This is a genomic window from Flavihumibacter fluminis (assembly GCF_021491375.1).
In the GTDB taxonomy this organism is placed as follows: Bacteria; Bacteroidota; Bacteroidia; order Chitinophagales; family Chitinophagaceae; genus Flavihumibacter; species Flavihumibacter fluminis.
Window position 1 is genome coordinate 30,454 of the sequence record NZ_JAKEVY010000008.1, and the last position, 14,289, is coordinate 44,742.

Sequence of the window (14,289 nt, forward strand, 5' to 3'; positions counted from 1 at the left end):
CTAAATTAACGCAAATCAAGCATTGAATCTCAGGTGAAACTAACTTGCAGTCATGTTCCACCGTCTTACCTGGAATAGTTTTCTATCGCTGTTGGTTGTAACAGGTTTTTTATCCTGTAATCAACTGAGCGGTGTTTGTTTTGTGCCTGCCCTTCCCGGTTATCCGAATCAGCCTTCCCATACACTGTTACTTAAGAAGCCACTTCGCGAAATATCGGGAATCAGTTTTCATAATAATGGCCAACTGGCTGCCATAAACGATGAACAGGGAAAACTCTTCGTACTATCTACTACTTCTGGCAAAATCAACACCCTGAGTTTTGGAGAAAAAGGCGACTATGAAGATATCGTCCGAACACCAGAAGGATACTATGTACTGAGAAGCGACGGAAGTCTATTTCTGCTGGATGGACGAAACGGAAAACTACTGGCTGATTACCCGTTGAGCTTTAGCAAATACACAGAATTCGAAAGTATTGCCTACGACCAGGATCAGAACCGACTATTGCTTTTTTGTAAGAACTGCGGTCAAGGAGAACCTGTTGTGTTCGGATGGGCTTTTAACCTGAACACTCACCAGCTGGAAGAACAACCAGTAGTGCAAATAGGATGGGATATTTTTCGTAAGCTGGCCAAAGATGATACCATTGAATTTCAGCCTTCCGCTGCAGCTTTTCATCCGATTACTGGCGATTTGTATATACTATCCTCAACAGCCAAACTACTCGCAGTCTGTAACAGGGAGGGACAACCGGAATCAGTATATGGATTGAACCCCGACCTGTTTCAACAACCGGAAGGTCTTTGCTTTGCCCCTAATGGAGATCTTTATATTTCCAATGAAGGCCGTCAGTCCAAAGCGACCCTGCTCTATTTCCCGTTTGATCCGGAACAAGCTGAGACCAACATTCAAACCATAAATAAATGAACCCCTTCGCAATCAGACTCCTGTTTTCATCCCTTCTGATATTGGGTTCAATGCTGGTATCCGCACAAACAGATTCCGTAGTACAGGAAATAATCTTTATAGGCGACGCTGGCGAATTGACAAATAATCAACACCCGGTATTAAATAAACTGCTGCAAAGCCAGCATTCGAAAAACGGGAAAGCAACCGCATTGTTTTTCCTCGGAGATAATATCTACCCTGCCGGTTTACCGGATGAACAGAGCAAGCATTACTCCAGGTACAAAGCAATTCTTGATACGCAATGGAAAGCAGGGGTGCAACTGGCAGATCAAATCTATTTTATTCCTGGCAACCACGATTGGGCAAAGGGCCATAGTAACGGATGGCAACAGGTAAAAAACCAGGGGGAATACATACAAAACCTCAATCTTCCCAACTTGTTTTTCCTACCTGCTGATGGCTGTCCCGGCCCCGAAGAACGAAACCTGAGTGATCAACTAACGGTTATCATCATGGATAGTCAGTGGTGGCTGCAGCAAACAGAAAAACCTGGTATTAGCAGCGACTGCGATTGCAATACCGAAGAAGAAGTATTGTTCCGTCTGCAGGAAATCCTGTACCGGAACAGAGAGAAGACCATTCTGTTTCTGAGTCACCATCCTTTTGTTTCTTCGGGTATCCATGGAGGTTATTATCAGTTCAGGCAGCATCTTTTCCCACTTACAGAAATCAATCCCAAACTTTATATACCCCTTCCTATCATTGGTTCCATTTACCCTATAGTACGAGGTGGTTTTGGGAATATCCAGGACAACAAACATCCCACATACAAAAACATGTCGTCCAGAATAGACTCGCTGTTGACTTATCATGGACGCGTACTCCGCTTTGCCGGTCATGAACATGGCCTGCAACATATCCGGATCAATAACCAGCACTACATAGTTAGCGGTGCCGGATCCAAAGCAACCAGGCACAGAAAAAATAATGGTGACCAAATTAGTTTTTCAACCACCGGTTATGCAAAACTGCAATGGTTTACAGATGGAAAAATGCAACTGGTATTTATGGAAGCTGGTGAAGTAACACATCAGGAAGTATACAGGCAAGTTATTTTGCTCCCAGCCCCCAAAACGTCTGACACTGCAGATTTACCCGTTTCAAAATGGCCGGATAGCATCTCACTGGCAGCTGCACCTTACTTTACAGCCGGCAGACTCAGGCAACTAATTTTCGGATCCAATTACCGGCAGGAATGGACAACGCCGGTAAAAGTGCCCGTTTTCTCTATAAAAGATTTTAACGGCGGATTACATCCAACCAAACGGGGCGGTGGTATGCAAAGCCGTTCACTCCGACTGGAAGACAGCAGCGGCAGGGAATATGTCTTGAGAAGTATTGAGAAATATCCTGACAAAACCCTGCCAGAAGAATTGCGGCAAACTTTCGTAAAGGATGCGATTGTTGATGGCATTTCAGCCTCCTATCCATATGCAGCATTATCAGTTCCTGGTTTAGCAAAAGCAGCCGGAATTCCTCATACTAAACCAAAGCTGGTTTTTCTGCCAAATGATCCTGCCCTGGGTCAGTATCGCGCTGATTTTGGAAACAAACTCTATCTTTTCGAACCACGCGAACCGGATGGCCTGGCAAAAACCTACAGCACAGATAAAGTACTTGAAGCCATTAGAAAAGACAACGACAATATTACAGATCAGCAGGCTGTTTTAAAAGCACGCCTGCTGGACATGTTTATAATGGATTTTGACCGCCATGATGACCAGTGGCGTTGGGGCAGCAGAAACACAAAAGAAGGTCGAATTTATTTTCCGATTCCCCGTGATCGTGATCAGGCTTTCTTTACCAACCGTGGCTGGATCCCCTGGCTTATCAGCAGATCCTGGTTGCTGCCAAAATTCCAGGGGTTCAATATACAGGCAGAGAATATCAATCGCTTTAATTATAATGCCCGTTATTTTGACAGAAGTTTTTTAAACCGAACCAGCAGAGCGGATTGGGAGAAATTAAGCATTCAATTGGTCAAGCAAATTTCGGATGCTGTAATTGATAGTGCCCTTGCTGCACAACCCACAGAGCTTCAATCCATGCAGGCAGGCACTATTGCAGCTATTTTAAAAAAGAGAAAACTATTTTTTGTTGATGAAGTGTTGGAATACCAGTCTTTTTTACACAGGACAATTGATATAGCGGGATCCAACAAAAAAGACTGGTTTGAACTGGAATGGAAAGAAAAGGGAGACTTAAAGCTGACCATTTTTGATATCAACAAAGAAGGGAAACCGTCTGACAAATTATCTGAACAACGGATCGACCCTTTTATAACCAGAGAACTCAGACTATATGGACTAAAAGGGAGCGATGTTTTTCATATCAGGGGTGAAATGCCAAGAGGTTTTACCGTCCGTATTATCAGCGGTGAAGGAAATGACAGCCTGGTACTTGATCAATCCGGTAACCGGTCCTCTGACATTAAATGGTACGATATAGAACAGGAAGCCAATCAACTAACCGGGCCAGGAAAGCTGAAAAAAAAATTTTCCCATCTGCCATCTGTACACAACTACGATCGGAAAAGTTTTCGTTACAATATCACAACACCTCTTCTTCTGGCAACTTACAACCGGGATGATGGTGTTTTTCTGGGGGCTGGCCTTCGATCAACACATCACCGGTTCAGAAAAGAACCCTTTGCTTACCAGCATCAATTCAATGCTTATTATGCAGTAGCAACGGGAGCTTACCAGTTTCGATATTTATTTGATGCGCCTTCCTTTCGATTTTTTGCTAACCTGAAAGCCCCCAACAATACCCGAAACTTTTTTGGATTTGGAAATCAGACAAAATTTGTAAAAACCGACCAGATCAATATCACGTATTACAGATCCCGCTTCAACCTTTTCGAATTGGCTGCCCTTGCAAAGTATGATCCGGCACCTTCTCTACAGTTGAATGCAGGCCCTGTATTTCAACATTACTGGATTGATTACGATGACAACCAAGATCGTTTCATTACAAAACCGGAGAGCGGCCTCGATCAGGAGCGGTTAAAGCAGAAAAAAACCTATCTGGGCTTGCAGGCTCAAACGGTATTGGATACCCGGAATAATCAAACAGCCCCCACCAGGGGTGTACATTGGATTAATACGGCGAGATGGATAAATGGCGTTAGCAGGATTTCAAATTCATTCACGCAGTGGGAATCCACTTTCTCTTATTTTGTTAACCTTATAGCTCCTAACCAGGTAGTATTGGCTGGAAGAATTGGCGGTGGTGCCAACTACGGGAACTATGAATTTTTCCAGGCACAATACCTGGGTGGGAATGAAAGCCTCAGGGGTTACCGCAATTTCAGATTCGCAGGCAACAAACGATTCTACAACAACCTTGACCTTCGGATCAAACTGACTGAACTCAGAGGTTATATTTTGCCGGGTACACTCGGACTGTTATTCTTTCAGGATCTAGGCCGGGTATGGCTGAAGAACGAAAGTTCCAGGCGCTGGCACCTGGGTTATGGTGGCGGCATTTGGCTGGCACCCGCCAACCGGTTTGTTCTGGCTGCCTGTTATGGTCAATCAGAAGAAGGCGGACTTCCTTTTGTCAGCCTGGGATTTCAATTCTGAACGATCTCAATAACCTCCGGTTTGTTTTCGGTGCTTTCAGATTCGTCTGGTTCCATATTGATACTTACCCGAAGTGCCTTTAGTCCTACCACTCCCTGAAGTTCTTCCAGCTCCAGCTGCTCAAGGTCGTGCAGCAGCATGCGCTGATTTTGAAGGAATTCAATATAATCCAGGTATTCTGCAGCTTCGCGCGACTGAGAGAAAACAATTGCCAGTTTGCCAGGTTGCGTTAGCCTTTCATTGCTACCCTTTACATGCACCTTATCAATACGCTTCTTGATTATTTCATAGCGGATGTTATAAGCGCCATCCACATCAAATTTTCGCTCAGCAGTTCTGAAACTGATGGAAATCGGAACGCTGTGAGCAAGTATCAGTTGCGTTGTTTTTAAAGGATTGGATATCCTTGTCTGCAACTGGTTAGCCAGCCTCGCAGCCCTTGTAAGGGTAGTCAACTGCCACATCTTCAAATTCTTCAGATAAAAAGTATCAAAAGGTTTGTCCGGTGTAATAGACTGACCGATATACATATTGAAATCCACACCATCAGTCACAAATCGCTCAAAATAATGCGGATAAATTTTTTGCGCTACATCCTGTTCTGCATCAATAAAGCGGGCAAGTTCCTGATTGATAAACGTTATGCTTTCTTCAAACTCGTGCCGGTGAGTAACTTTTAAACGGATAGCAGGATCTATCTGCTCAAAATATCCATCTACAAAGGCACCTAGTTCCGGAAGCAAAACACGTAGGTGTTCAAATAGCTCCACCACTTCATTCCGAAGAAAATGATCAATGATGACCTCATCACCGGAAAACAGGATATTGGAAACATTGTAACTGTATTTCTCAATTCGGTAGGCCACTTCCTGAAGCAGTGGCATATTTGTTTTTTCCTTCGCTTTCTGCACTACTTCTCCCGCATACCTCAGCTGTTCCAGCAGATCCTGCTGAATGGCAAGGTTTCGCTCAATGGATGAATTGCGAATATCTATTGCACCATACAATGGAAATACCTGATCAAATACGATCGGTTCAATTTTTGCTTTACCTCCTTTTGCCTTGGTTGCAATAAACTGAAGTGCCGCTTCTGTGAATTTCCATTCTACTGAACTTTGTACGGCAGTGAAATGCTGTTTGATAACTTTGTCAACTTCATTATCCAGCGTTTCCGCAGCCTGTTCCATGGCTAATACAAATAGCGGAATGGCTTCCACAACTTCACTCAGATGCTGGTGTTTGATTGCATGCGCCTCCTTATGAACCACCGATAAAATACCAATTAATTTTCCCATGCTTTTTAACGGGAAAAAGGCAGCGCTGTAATACCCGATGGAAGTAAGATTCATAAGCATCGGATAACGTTCCAACCACTCATGCGTAATTGATGAGATCAGCAAAGGCTGATCGGTTTCTTTAAATAATTCCTGAAAAATCTTACAGAGATTATCCGTTCCTTTTTGACTGCCATCTGCTTTAAGCAGGATACTGTGATGCGTGAATTGTTCAGCCACAATCTGATGTTCATTGACCCTAAAAAACGGAGTGACCCCCATTTTCAGATCAGGGATACCCATCAGCGCCTGAACCTGTCGCTCGATTTGATGGAATACCTGATTTTCGCCAAAACCGTGCTGTTCCAGTAAGATATTTTTGATGGAATTGATAACCTCCCGATGTGTTACATCTTTAATCCGGACAACGGTAATTCCCTCAAACCGAAATTTTTCGAGTGGAAAAAGCTTTCGCAGTTTATCCTGCTGCAACACATCTGTTACATTACAACATTGCGGTAAACTGGAAACATCCGGAAGTTCCCCCTGAGCATGCACTTTAATGAACGTCGTATCCAGATCAAGTTCATAATAGATATCCAGTCCCGTTTGTGGATTGGGCAGCCTTACAATACTGGTAACATTTCCGTCAATGTTCTGACCGTATAACTGGGAAAGTATTAGTTTATAGGCGGATGCACATTTTTCTTCCTGCAGGTGCTGGGTAGCTACTTCTTCAGGAATGCTGTTCAGCTTACCGGATGCATCCAGGAACAACTCCCGAAAACGTTTACTGCAGTAAATCATTTCCCTGCCGAAGGGAAGCCCTACTCCATAGAGATCTTCCTGATCAGAGTAGGAAACAGGGAAAAGGGTAGCCATTAGCATGTCTACCCATTCCTCGTGTTCTTTTAAAATGGAGATATCTTCTATCGGCTCCAGCAGTTCTGGATGCCGCTTAATTCGATCCAGCAATGTTTGGTAGAGCTTGCGCGTTCCAGGTCTGCCTTCTGCTGCCGTTCTGGCCCATGCATCTACCAGTGGGGCGAAGGATAATCGGGATTGGATTTCCTGTTCCCCTGAATAATTCGGTTCCATCTTGTTGACCGTTGCCTTAATGCAAACGACTACAAAATTAACCAATTCTACATCATCGGAATGTACGTGTCGTCATACATCCACATCAGTATGGGTTTCTTGCTGTTATCGATCATATCGCTCAGCTTTTCCATGATTTTTGGTGCAACAGACGGACAGCCTTCACTCTGCCAGATTGGGAAATTGGTTTCAAGATCCGGTACTGTTCCCATGGCATGGAGTACAATATAACGTTTCAGGGCATTGCTATTGGAAGTTTCCAGTCCATGTAAACGGTAGGAAAGGCCGAAATCACCCTGATAAGACTTGCCAACTTTATAAACCCCCAGCGAACTGCAGTTACTACCCGGAGTATTGGAATACTCTTTATCCAGGTTCAGGTTTTGTTTACCTCTTCCCTGTGCAACCAGTGCACTCTTTTCAATTCGCATGGTTTTCAGGTTCACAATGAAAAAACGATACTTGTTGGATTTTACGCTCATATCCAGCAGGAAGGCATATTCATTATTATACCCCCCTTTATTCGCCATAGCCGCCAGCTTTTTGGCTTTCTGGATAACTTCAGTTCGATCGGCTGATTCATTTCCGATTTCCGGTGAAAATCCGTCCCAGAAGGGAGGAATGTATTTATACAAACTGGACTTAACCTCTGTTTTGCCACGGAAACTGTACGTTTTTTCTTTCTTTTCAACTTTAGCCACGGCTACAGCAGCATCCGCTCCGGTTTCAACCCGAACTTCATTGGCTGCCTCATTTCCATGAGGGAATCGATCCTTACTTGTATTAACAATATTTTCCGCTTCTGTTTTATACGAAGTATTTACAACGGTTTCTTCATTGTCGTAATTGATAACTGTTCTTCCAGGGCGCTTCGGACTGGCATTCACCAATACCTCCTCAGGCATCTCCACTTCAGGTTTTGGGGTTTTATTTTTTACCCGACGACTTGCAGTTTTGCTGGATGCCACATATGGATGCAGGTTATCCTCCTCGGCTTCTTTTTTCAGCAAACTGGCAACCATTTCTTCAGATTTTTTAGCAACCGGCTCAACTTCACTGATTGTTTTTGCTTTGGGTTGGGTTTTAGCCAGAACAGCTTTAACTTTTTTAGGATTTTTGCGAATCTCCGCTACTTCAGCCTTGTTTACTATCGCAACTTTTGCAGGTGTTTTAACCTCAAGCCCTGGTATGGCTGCCTGCTCATAATTCAGGACAGATCGACCAGCGGATAAATCTTCAGTCGATTGTGCTACGGATTTAGAAGTGAATCGAACGAACGGCTGGTATATTGCAATCAGCAATAGCAAACAGCCGCTAATTCCAGCTACGTAGAGCTTAGTCTTCATAAGGGGTACATTTTCGTTTTTAACAGAATGCGGATTATAACTAAAACGAAAAGTAGCAGCTTTTATGCTGGCCCGCAAGGTAAAATCTGCTGAATTTACCCTATAGTAAACTTACTATTTGATTTATTTAGCTGATTTTCAAATGATTGTATTTTGCCCCTTCGACGAACGGACTGCATTTTTCGACGAATAAACAGTACTTTTTTATACAGATTAGCCCTTAAATTACCTACTTACCATGAGTAGTTTTGGTTGGTTGTTTTGCTTGAGTCCGCTTGTAAAAAACACAAATATCGCTGAGGCCACAACCTGAACATTGAGGGGATCTTGCGGTGCAAACATACCTGCCATGAAGAATTAACCAATGGTGCGCAATATGCACCAGCTCTTTCGGAAGATGTCTGATCAATTGTTTTTCAGCCGCCAGCGGGGTTCGGGCGTTTTTTGTTAATCCCAATCTTGCAGATACCCTGAATACATGGGTATCAACGGCCATATTGGGCTGAGCGTCCACAACAGAAGTTATAACATTAGCAGTTTTCCGACCCACCCCAGGAAGTCGAACCAGCTCTTCCACTGTCATGGGAACTTCTCCATTAAATTGTTCCATCAACATTTTCCCCAGTCCAACCAGATGCTTGGCTTTGTTATTGGGATAGGAAATGCTCCTGATGAGAGCGAAAACTTCTTCCACTGAGGCGTTGGAAAGCGCTTCTGCATCCGGAAAGCGCTCAAACAGGGCGGGGGTGGTGAGATTGACCCGCTTGTCTGTACATTGGGCTGACAAAACAACGGCCACCAACAACTGAAACGGATTATCATACAATAATTCCGTTTCAGCATTGGGGGCCTGTTGTTGAAAATACGCTATTACTTTTGAATACCTTTCTTTAATCGTCATGCGCCAGTTTCCACCACTTCTCTCGCGTAGTTCAGAACATTCAATACCACCTCAGTACGGGGTGCTACAGAAGGCTGATCGAGTAATTGGATGGATTCCTGCAAGGTAGCTAAACTCTGACGGAGTTCATAATCCTGTTGAAGAGCAGCTTCGATTAAAGCGTTTTGCTGAGCGGAAGTTTCTTTGTACAAATAAAGTAGTAAATCTTCCTGTGTAAAGATTGACATAAGCAAACCATTTTTGTCCAGTAAATAAATTACCCGGGGTCCAGTCCGGGGTTTCGTCCGACTATAAAACGATCGTTATAAATAGATTATTGCGATAACCTAAAAATAATTTTACTTTTTTTTCGAAGCGTTTCTACAGTGAATTAGGGGAATCTTACAATTTTCCAAAACCTTATCGCTAATTATTGATCTTCAATAATATAGAGATCTTCATCGGCCCTTTTCATGCGATATCTTTCGCGGGCATAGCGTTCCAGGGTTTGAGGGTCGTTTTTCAATTGCTCCAGCTCTTTCCTGGTTTCAGCAATCTGCTCCTGATAATAGGCTTTACTATCCTCCAGGTTCCGTAACTCTTTTTTATAACGGAAATGAGTAGTAATGATATCCCGGTCGTCAAAAAACACCATCCAGACAGCAAAGAACAGGAGTGTAAGAATGTATTTATTCTTAAGGAAACCCGGGATATGGGAAAGTATCTTCTGCATGGGTTAGGAACAGTCGGATAGCAAAACTATCCGACTGTTTCAGTAGTTTATTTTCCGAATTTAAGATTTTTCGGATAGATAGCCGTTTCATTCAGCATTTCTTCAATGCGGATAAGCTGGTTGTACTTGGCCATACGGTCGGTACGACTGGCAGAACCGGTCTTGATCTGTCCGCAATTCAATGCCACAGCAAGGTCAGCGATGGTGGTATCTTCGGTTTCTCCACTGCGGTGACTCATGATTGTATTGTATCCGTTGTGCTGTGCCAGGGTTACTGCGTTGATGGTTTCTGTTATGGTTCCAATCTGGTTCACTTTTACCAGCAAACCATTACCGATTTTCTTATCAATGCCCTGCTGCAGACGGGTAACATTGGTTACAAACAGGTCATCACCCACCAACTGGCACTTGGTTCCAACTGCATCTGTCAAAGCTTTCCAACCATTCCAGTCGTCTTCCGCCATACCATCTTCAATGGATGCAATGGGGTATTGCTTCACCCAGCTCTCCCAGTATTTCACCAGTTGATCAGGGCTCATTTTTTTACCGTCGCTCTTATGGAAAATATACTTTTTGGTTTTAGCATCCCAAAGTTCAGAGTTAGCTGCGTCCATTGCGATCATGATCTGGGATCCGGTTTTATAGCCTGCAGCAGAAATGGCTTCCAGTACTGTTTCGATTGCTTCTTCATTGCTCTGGATATTGGGTGCAAATCCACCTTCATCACCTACATTGGTACTGTACCCTTTCTTTTTAAGTACGGATTTCAGCGTGTGGAAGATTTCTACACCCCAGCGCAATCCTTCAGAAAAACTGGGAGCGCCAATAGGCATGATCATAAATTCCTGGAAATCAATTTTATTATCAGCATGTGCTCCACCGTTCAGAATATTCATCATGGGAACAGGCAATGTTTTGGCATTGGTTCCGCCGATATAACGGTAAAGGGGCAGTCCAGCTTCAATTGCAGCAGCTTTGGCGGCAGCCATTGAAACGGCAAGCAGCGCATTGGCGCCCAACTTTGCTTTGTTTGGAGTGCCATCCAACTGGATCATCAGATTGTCGATGCCAGCCTGGTCGGATACATCCCAACCCAGCAGCTTGTCAGCGATTACTGTATTTACATTCTTTACCGCTTTCAAAACGCCCTTTCCTACATATTTTTTCTTGTCGTTGTCCCGAAGCTCAACCGCTTCATGAATTCCGGTACTGGCGCCACTGGGAACGGCTGCGCGGCCGAGTGCACCTTCATCGGTTATTACATCAACTTCTACAGTGGGATTACCGCGGCTATCCAATATCTGCCGGGCGTGTACTTCGGAAATGTAACTCATTGTTTTTTGCTTGTTTGGTTTTGAGATGAATGTGTGTACAGCAAGCGGACACAAATGTAAGGAAAAGTGAAACGTGAGACGTGAGACGTCAGACGTGAAATGTCAGAGGAATCCTTACCTCACTTTTCTCCAACACCCATTGACCGATAGATGATATCCTGCACTTTCGGTCGTACGCTCATTCTCAAAAATTTGTTGGGATCACCATTATTCACCACCCGGTTACTGAGAAAAATATAGGTAAGGTTGTATTTGGGATCAATCCATACGCAGGTGCCGGTAAAACCGGTATGACCAAAAGTTTCAGGTGATGCATACGTTGCAGGATAGGGTTCTTTGCGAATGGGATTGTCGCGCTCGGGTTTATCAAAACCCAGCGCGCGGCGACTGATCCCGCTGGCGTAAACCGTAAACAGATCCACTGTTGATGGTTTGAAAAATGTTTGTCCCTGCAGGGTTCCCTTACTCAGTAGCAACTGGGATAATACCGCCAGGTCATAAGCAGTACTGAATAGCCCTGCATGGCCAGCCACACCACCAAACATGGCGGCGCCGGGATCATGTACATCCCCCTGCAAACGTTGTTTCCGGAATACGGGTTCTGTTTCGGTAGGCGCCATATACCCTGCAGGGAATCGGGTTCTTGGCTTAAAGCCTGTATTGGTAAGTCCTAGTGGTTCATAAAAAGTGGATCGGGTGTAGGTGTCCAGATCCTGACCAGTAATGGCTTCTACTATCCTTCCGAGAAAGATAAAATCATTGTCGCTATACACATACTTACCTGCCGGCCCGAGTTCGCTTTGTAATATGCGCTTGTGCAGGGTATCGGTAAAATCTTTACGTAAGAAAACGTTCTCTGCTACCCGAATGGAGTAAACGCTATCAGGCCAGTTGGAATAAATGGCCCCATTTGGACTGCCGTCAACCGGATCTATTGTCTCCCGGTAAAATGGGATAAAAGATTTCAGTCCGGCTTCGTGTAATAAAATATCCTTGATTCTCAATCCGGCTTTATCCGACCCTATGGTCCATACCAGGTAATCACCCAGTGTTTTATTGATGTCCAGCCGCCCTTCATCCACCAGTTTCATGACAGATAAAGTGGTAGCCATGATTTTTGTAACAGAGGCCATATCAAAGATGGTTTCGCAATACATGGGGGTGGAATCATTGTAAGTATAAGTACCATAGGACCGTTCAAAAGCGATCTTACCGTCCCGGGCCACCAGCACCACTGCTCCCGGAATGGCCTGTTGTTTAATGGCATCCAGGCAAACGGAGTCAATTTTTACCAGCTGGTCGTACCTGAATCCAAGATTACCTGGCCAGGTTTCGGGAAGCAGTCGCTGTGTTACCAGGCCTGTCCCTACCGGAAGTTCAGGGCATACTGATACCGGCAATTTGCCTTTGGGACGGATCTTTCCATTGATCAGATCGGCGGCAGTTTCCTGGGTAATGGGATCATCATCATAAGCCGCCAGTAAGACCTTGTTATCACAGGCATTTTTAATAGCATAGGGGTTGCCAAAAAACACGGTTATTGTTGGGATATTATCCCGAAGATGTCCAAGCAGATGTAAACCAGCCGGATTCAATCCAAAATTGCGGGCTGGTGTTCGGTTATAAGAATGGACTCCTGCAATTACAACATCGTACTGACCGATCATAAACTGAATCAGCGAATTGGCAGCATTTTCATCCAGCTTATTGCTGAAAAAATAAGTATGGGCTCCATAATCTTTCCGCATGCGGTTGGCCAATAAATTATCCTGGTTGGTACCAATTGCAACATAGGCAACCCTGCGGTTGGTGCCTGGCTGCAACGGAAAAATGGCCCTGTTTTCATTGCGCAAAACAGTAATTGCTTCCTCCGCCACTCTTCGGCGGAGGGCAGGAATATCTTTATTCAGGTCCGCCGTTAAGTTGTGAAGGTCAATCGGATTTAGATTAGCAAGGCCATATTGGTACTTAGCATACAGAACTTTCCGTACTTTTTCGTTAATGCTGGCCCAGGTGAGTCGCTTTTTGCGTATAGCTTTTTTAACTGCCTGGATTCCTCCGGGGATATCTCCAGGCAGGCAAAGCAGATCGTTGCCGGCAATCAACGATTGTGCGGATGCTTCCCCATCAGGATAATAATTCGCAATACCTTTCATTTCCAGGGCATCGGTAAAGGTTAAGCCTTTGAAGCCAAGCTCCTTTCTCAGGAGTTCATTGATGTGTTTGGCTGATACCGAGCTGGGGCGGTTTTTGGCGTCATCAATGGCAGGAACAGCCAGATGCCCAACCATTACGCTACCCACTCCGGCCTCGATCATTTTGCGAAAGGGATAGAGTTCCATAGAATCCAGCTCCTGCCGTGATTTAGGAATAAGTGGCAGATCGTAATGTGAATCAACAGCAACATCGCCATGTCCTGGGAAATGTTTTGCACAGGCCATTACTCCATGATCCTGTAGGCCTTTCATATACTGGATACCTAATTCTGTAACTTTAAACTTATCCTCGCCGGCAGAACGTTCTCCGATTACAGGATTCGCCGGATTATTATTGATATCAACAACCGGTGCATAGTTTACCTGGATCCCGACCCGTTTGCACTGTTCCGCCACGGCCTTTCCATAATCATACATCAACGAAGGATCATTGGTTGCCCCCAGCATTACCTGGCGTGGCAGACTCATCACGCTATCGAAGCGCATACCCAATCCCCATTCTCCGTCTACGGTTACCAGTAAGGGAGTTTTAGCCAGTTGCTGAAAATTATTGATGCGCAGGGCATGCTGAACAGGCCCGCCCTGGAAAACACAGATGCCACCGATATTGTATTTTTTGATCGCCTCTTCCACTTCCTTATCGTAAAAAACAGGTATCCCGTTTTTCATGCCGGAACTTCGGACAATCATTAACTGAGCGATCTTCTGATCATTGTTCAGTGTTTTGAATACACTGTCTACCCACTGATCTGCATTCAGGGCTGATTTCTTTTGTGCCGTAAGGCTGCCGGCTGCGAACAGGGCAGCTGCCAATAACCAGATTTGTTTCATCTGCCTAAGTTACTGAAAAATAC

At 44.5% G+C, this 14,289-nt stretch carries 9 protein-coding genes; 2 read left to right on the forward strand and 7 right to left on the reverse strand.

The window, feature by feature from the left end:
• The first annotated feature begins 52 nt into the window (after positions 1–52).
• Positions 53–928: an SdiA-regulated domain-containing protein gene (locus L0U88_RS20270; RefSeq protein WP_234868642.1), complete on the forward strand. Its 876-nt coding sequence runs from the start codon at positions 53–55 to the stop codon at positions 926–928.
• Positions 925–4,554 carry a BamA/TamA family outer membrane protein gene (locus L0U88_RS20275; protein ID WP_234868644.1) on the forward strand — a complete coding sequence of 1,210 codons (3,630 nt, stop codon included), beginning with the start codon at positions 925–927 and terminating at the stop codon, positions 4,552–4,554. The genes L0U88_RS20270 and L0U88_RS20275 overlap by 4 nt, the downstream gene beginning before the upstream one ends.
• On the opposite strand, the gene L0U88_RS20280 is transcribed toward L0U88_RS20275, so the two are convergent.
• The 7 genes from L0U88_RS20280 to L0U88_RS20310 form a co-directional block, all read right to left on the reverse strand.
• Entirely contained in the window at positions 4,545–6,926 is a 2,382-nt protein-coding gene (locus tag L0U88_RS20280) for a hypothetical protein (protein WP_234868646.1), read from the reverse strand. The two genes, L0U88_RS20275 and L0U88_RS20280, sit on opposite strands and share 10 nt — an antisense overlap.
• 47 nt (positions 6,927–6,973) lie before the next feature.
• Entirely contained in the window at positions 6,974–8,272 is a 1,299-nt protein-coding gene (locus L0U88_RS20285) for a murein L,D-transpeptidase catalytic domain-containing protein (RefSeq protein ID WP_234868647.1), read from the reverse strand.
• 229 nt (positions 8,273–8,501) lie between these two features.
• Complete coding sequence (gene nth / locus L0U88_RS20290) at positions 8,502–9,173, reverse strand: endonuclease III (RefSeq protein WP_234868649.1); 672 nt, start codon at positions 9,171–9,173, stop codon at positions 8,502–8,504.
• The gene (locus tag L0U88_RS20295; protein ID WP_234868650.1) at positions 9,170–9,400 is read right to left on the reverse strand and encodes a hypothetical protein; all 231 of its coding nucleotides are present in this window, start codon (positions 9,398–9,400) and stop codon (positions 9,170–9,172) included. The genes nth and L0U88_RS20295 overlap by 4 nt, the downstream gene beginning before the upstream one ends.
• Before the next feature lie 182 nt (positions 9,401–9,582).
• On the reverse strand, positions 9,583–9,885 hold the full coding sequence (locus L0U88_RS20300; protein WP_234868651.1) for an FtsB family cell division protein: 303 nt from the start codon (positions 9,883–9,885) through the stop codon (positions 9,583–9,585).
• 47 nt (positions 9,886–9,932) lie between these two features.
• On the reverse strand, positions 9,933–11,219 hold the full coding sequence (gene eno / locus L0U88_RS20305) for a phosphopyruvate hydratase (protein ID WP_234868652.1): 1,287 nt from the start codon (positions 11,217–11,219) through the stop codon (positions 9,933–9,935).
• Between the two features lie 119 nt (positions 11,220–11,338).
• Positions 11,339–14,266 (reverse strand): serine hydrolase domain-containing protein, encoded by a 2,928-nt coding sequence (locus L0U88_RS20310; protein ID WP_234868653.1) that lies wholly within the window; start codon positions 14,264–14,266, stop codon positions 11,339–11,341.
• Positions 14,267–14,289 lie beyond the last annotated feature (23 nt).

Excerpts from the sequence above, each read along its gene's own strand:
- L0U88_RS20270 (WP_234868642.1), top strand. The coding sequence starts at position 53 with ATGTTCCACCGTCTTACCTGGAATAGTTTTCTATCGCTGTTGGTTGTA.
- L0U88_RS20275 (WP_234868644.1), top strand. The coding sequence starts at position 925 with ATGAACCCCTTCGCAATCAGACTCCTGTTTTCATCCCTTCTGATATTG.
- L0U88_RS20280 (WP_234868646.1), bottom strand. The coding sequence starts at position 6,926 with ATGGAACCGAATTATTCAGGGGAACAGGAAATCCAATCCCGATTATCC.
- L0U88_RS20285 (WP_234868647.1), bottom strand. The coding sequence starts at position 8,272 with ATGAAGACTAAGCTCTACGTAGCTGGAATTAGCGGCTGTTTGCTATTG.
- nth (WP_234868649.1), bottom strand. The coding sequence starts at position 9,173 with ATGACGATTAAAGAAAGGTATTCAAAAGTAATAGCGTATTTTCAACAA.
- L0U88_RS20295 (WP_234868650.1), bottom strand. The coding sequence starts at position 9,400 with ATGTCAATCTTTACACAGGAAGATTTACTACTTTATTTGTACAAAGAA.
- L0U88_RS20300 (WP_234868651.1), bottom strand. The coding sequence starts at position 9,885 with ATGCAGAAGATACTTTCCCATATCCCGGGTTTCCTTAAGAATAAATAC.
- eno (WP_234868652.1), bottom strand. The coding sequence starts at position 11,219 with ATGAGTTACATTTCCGAAGTACACGCCCGGCAGATATTGGATAGCCGC.
- L0U88_RS20310 (WP_234868653.1), bottom strand. The coding sequence starts at position 14,266 with ATGAAACAAATCTGGTTATTGGCAGCTGCCCTGTTCGCAGCCGGCAGC.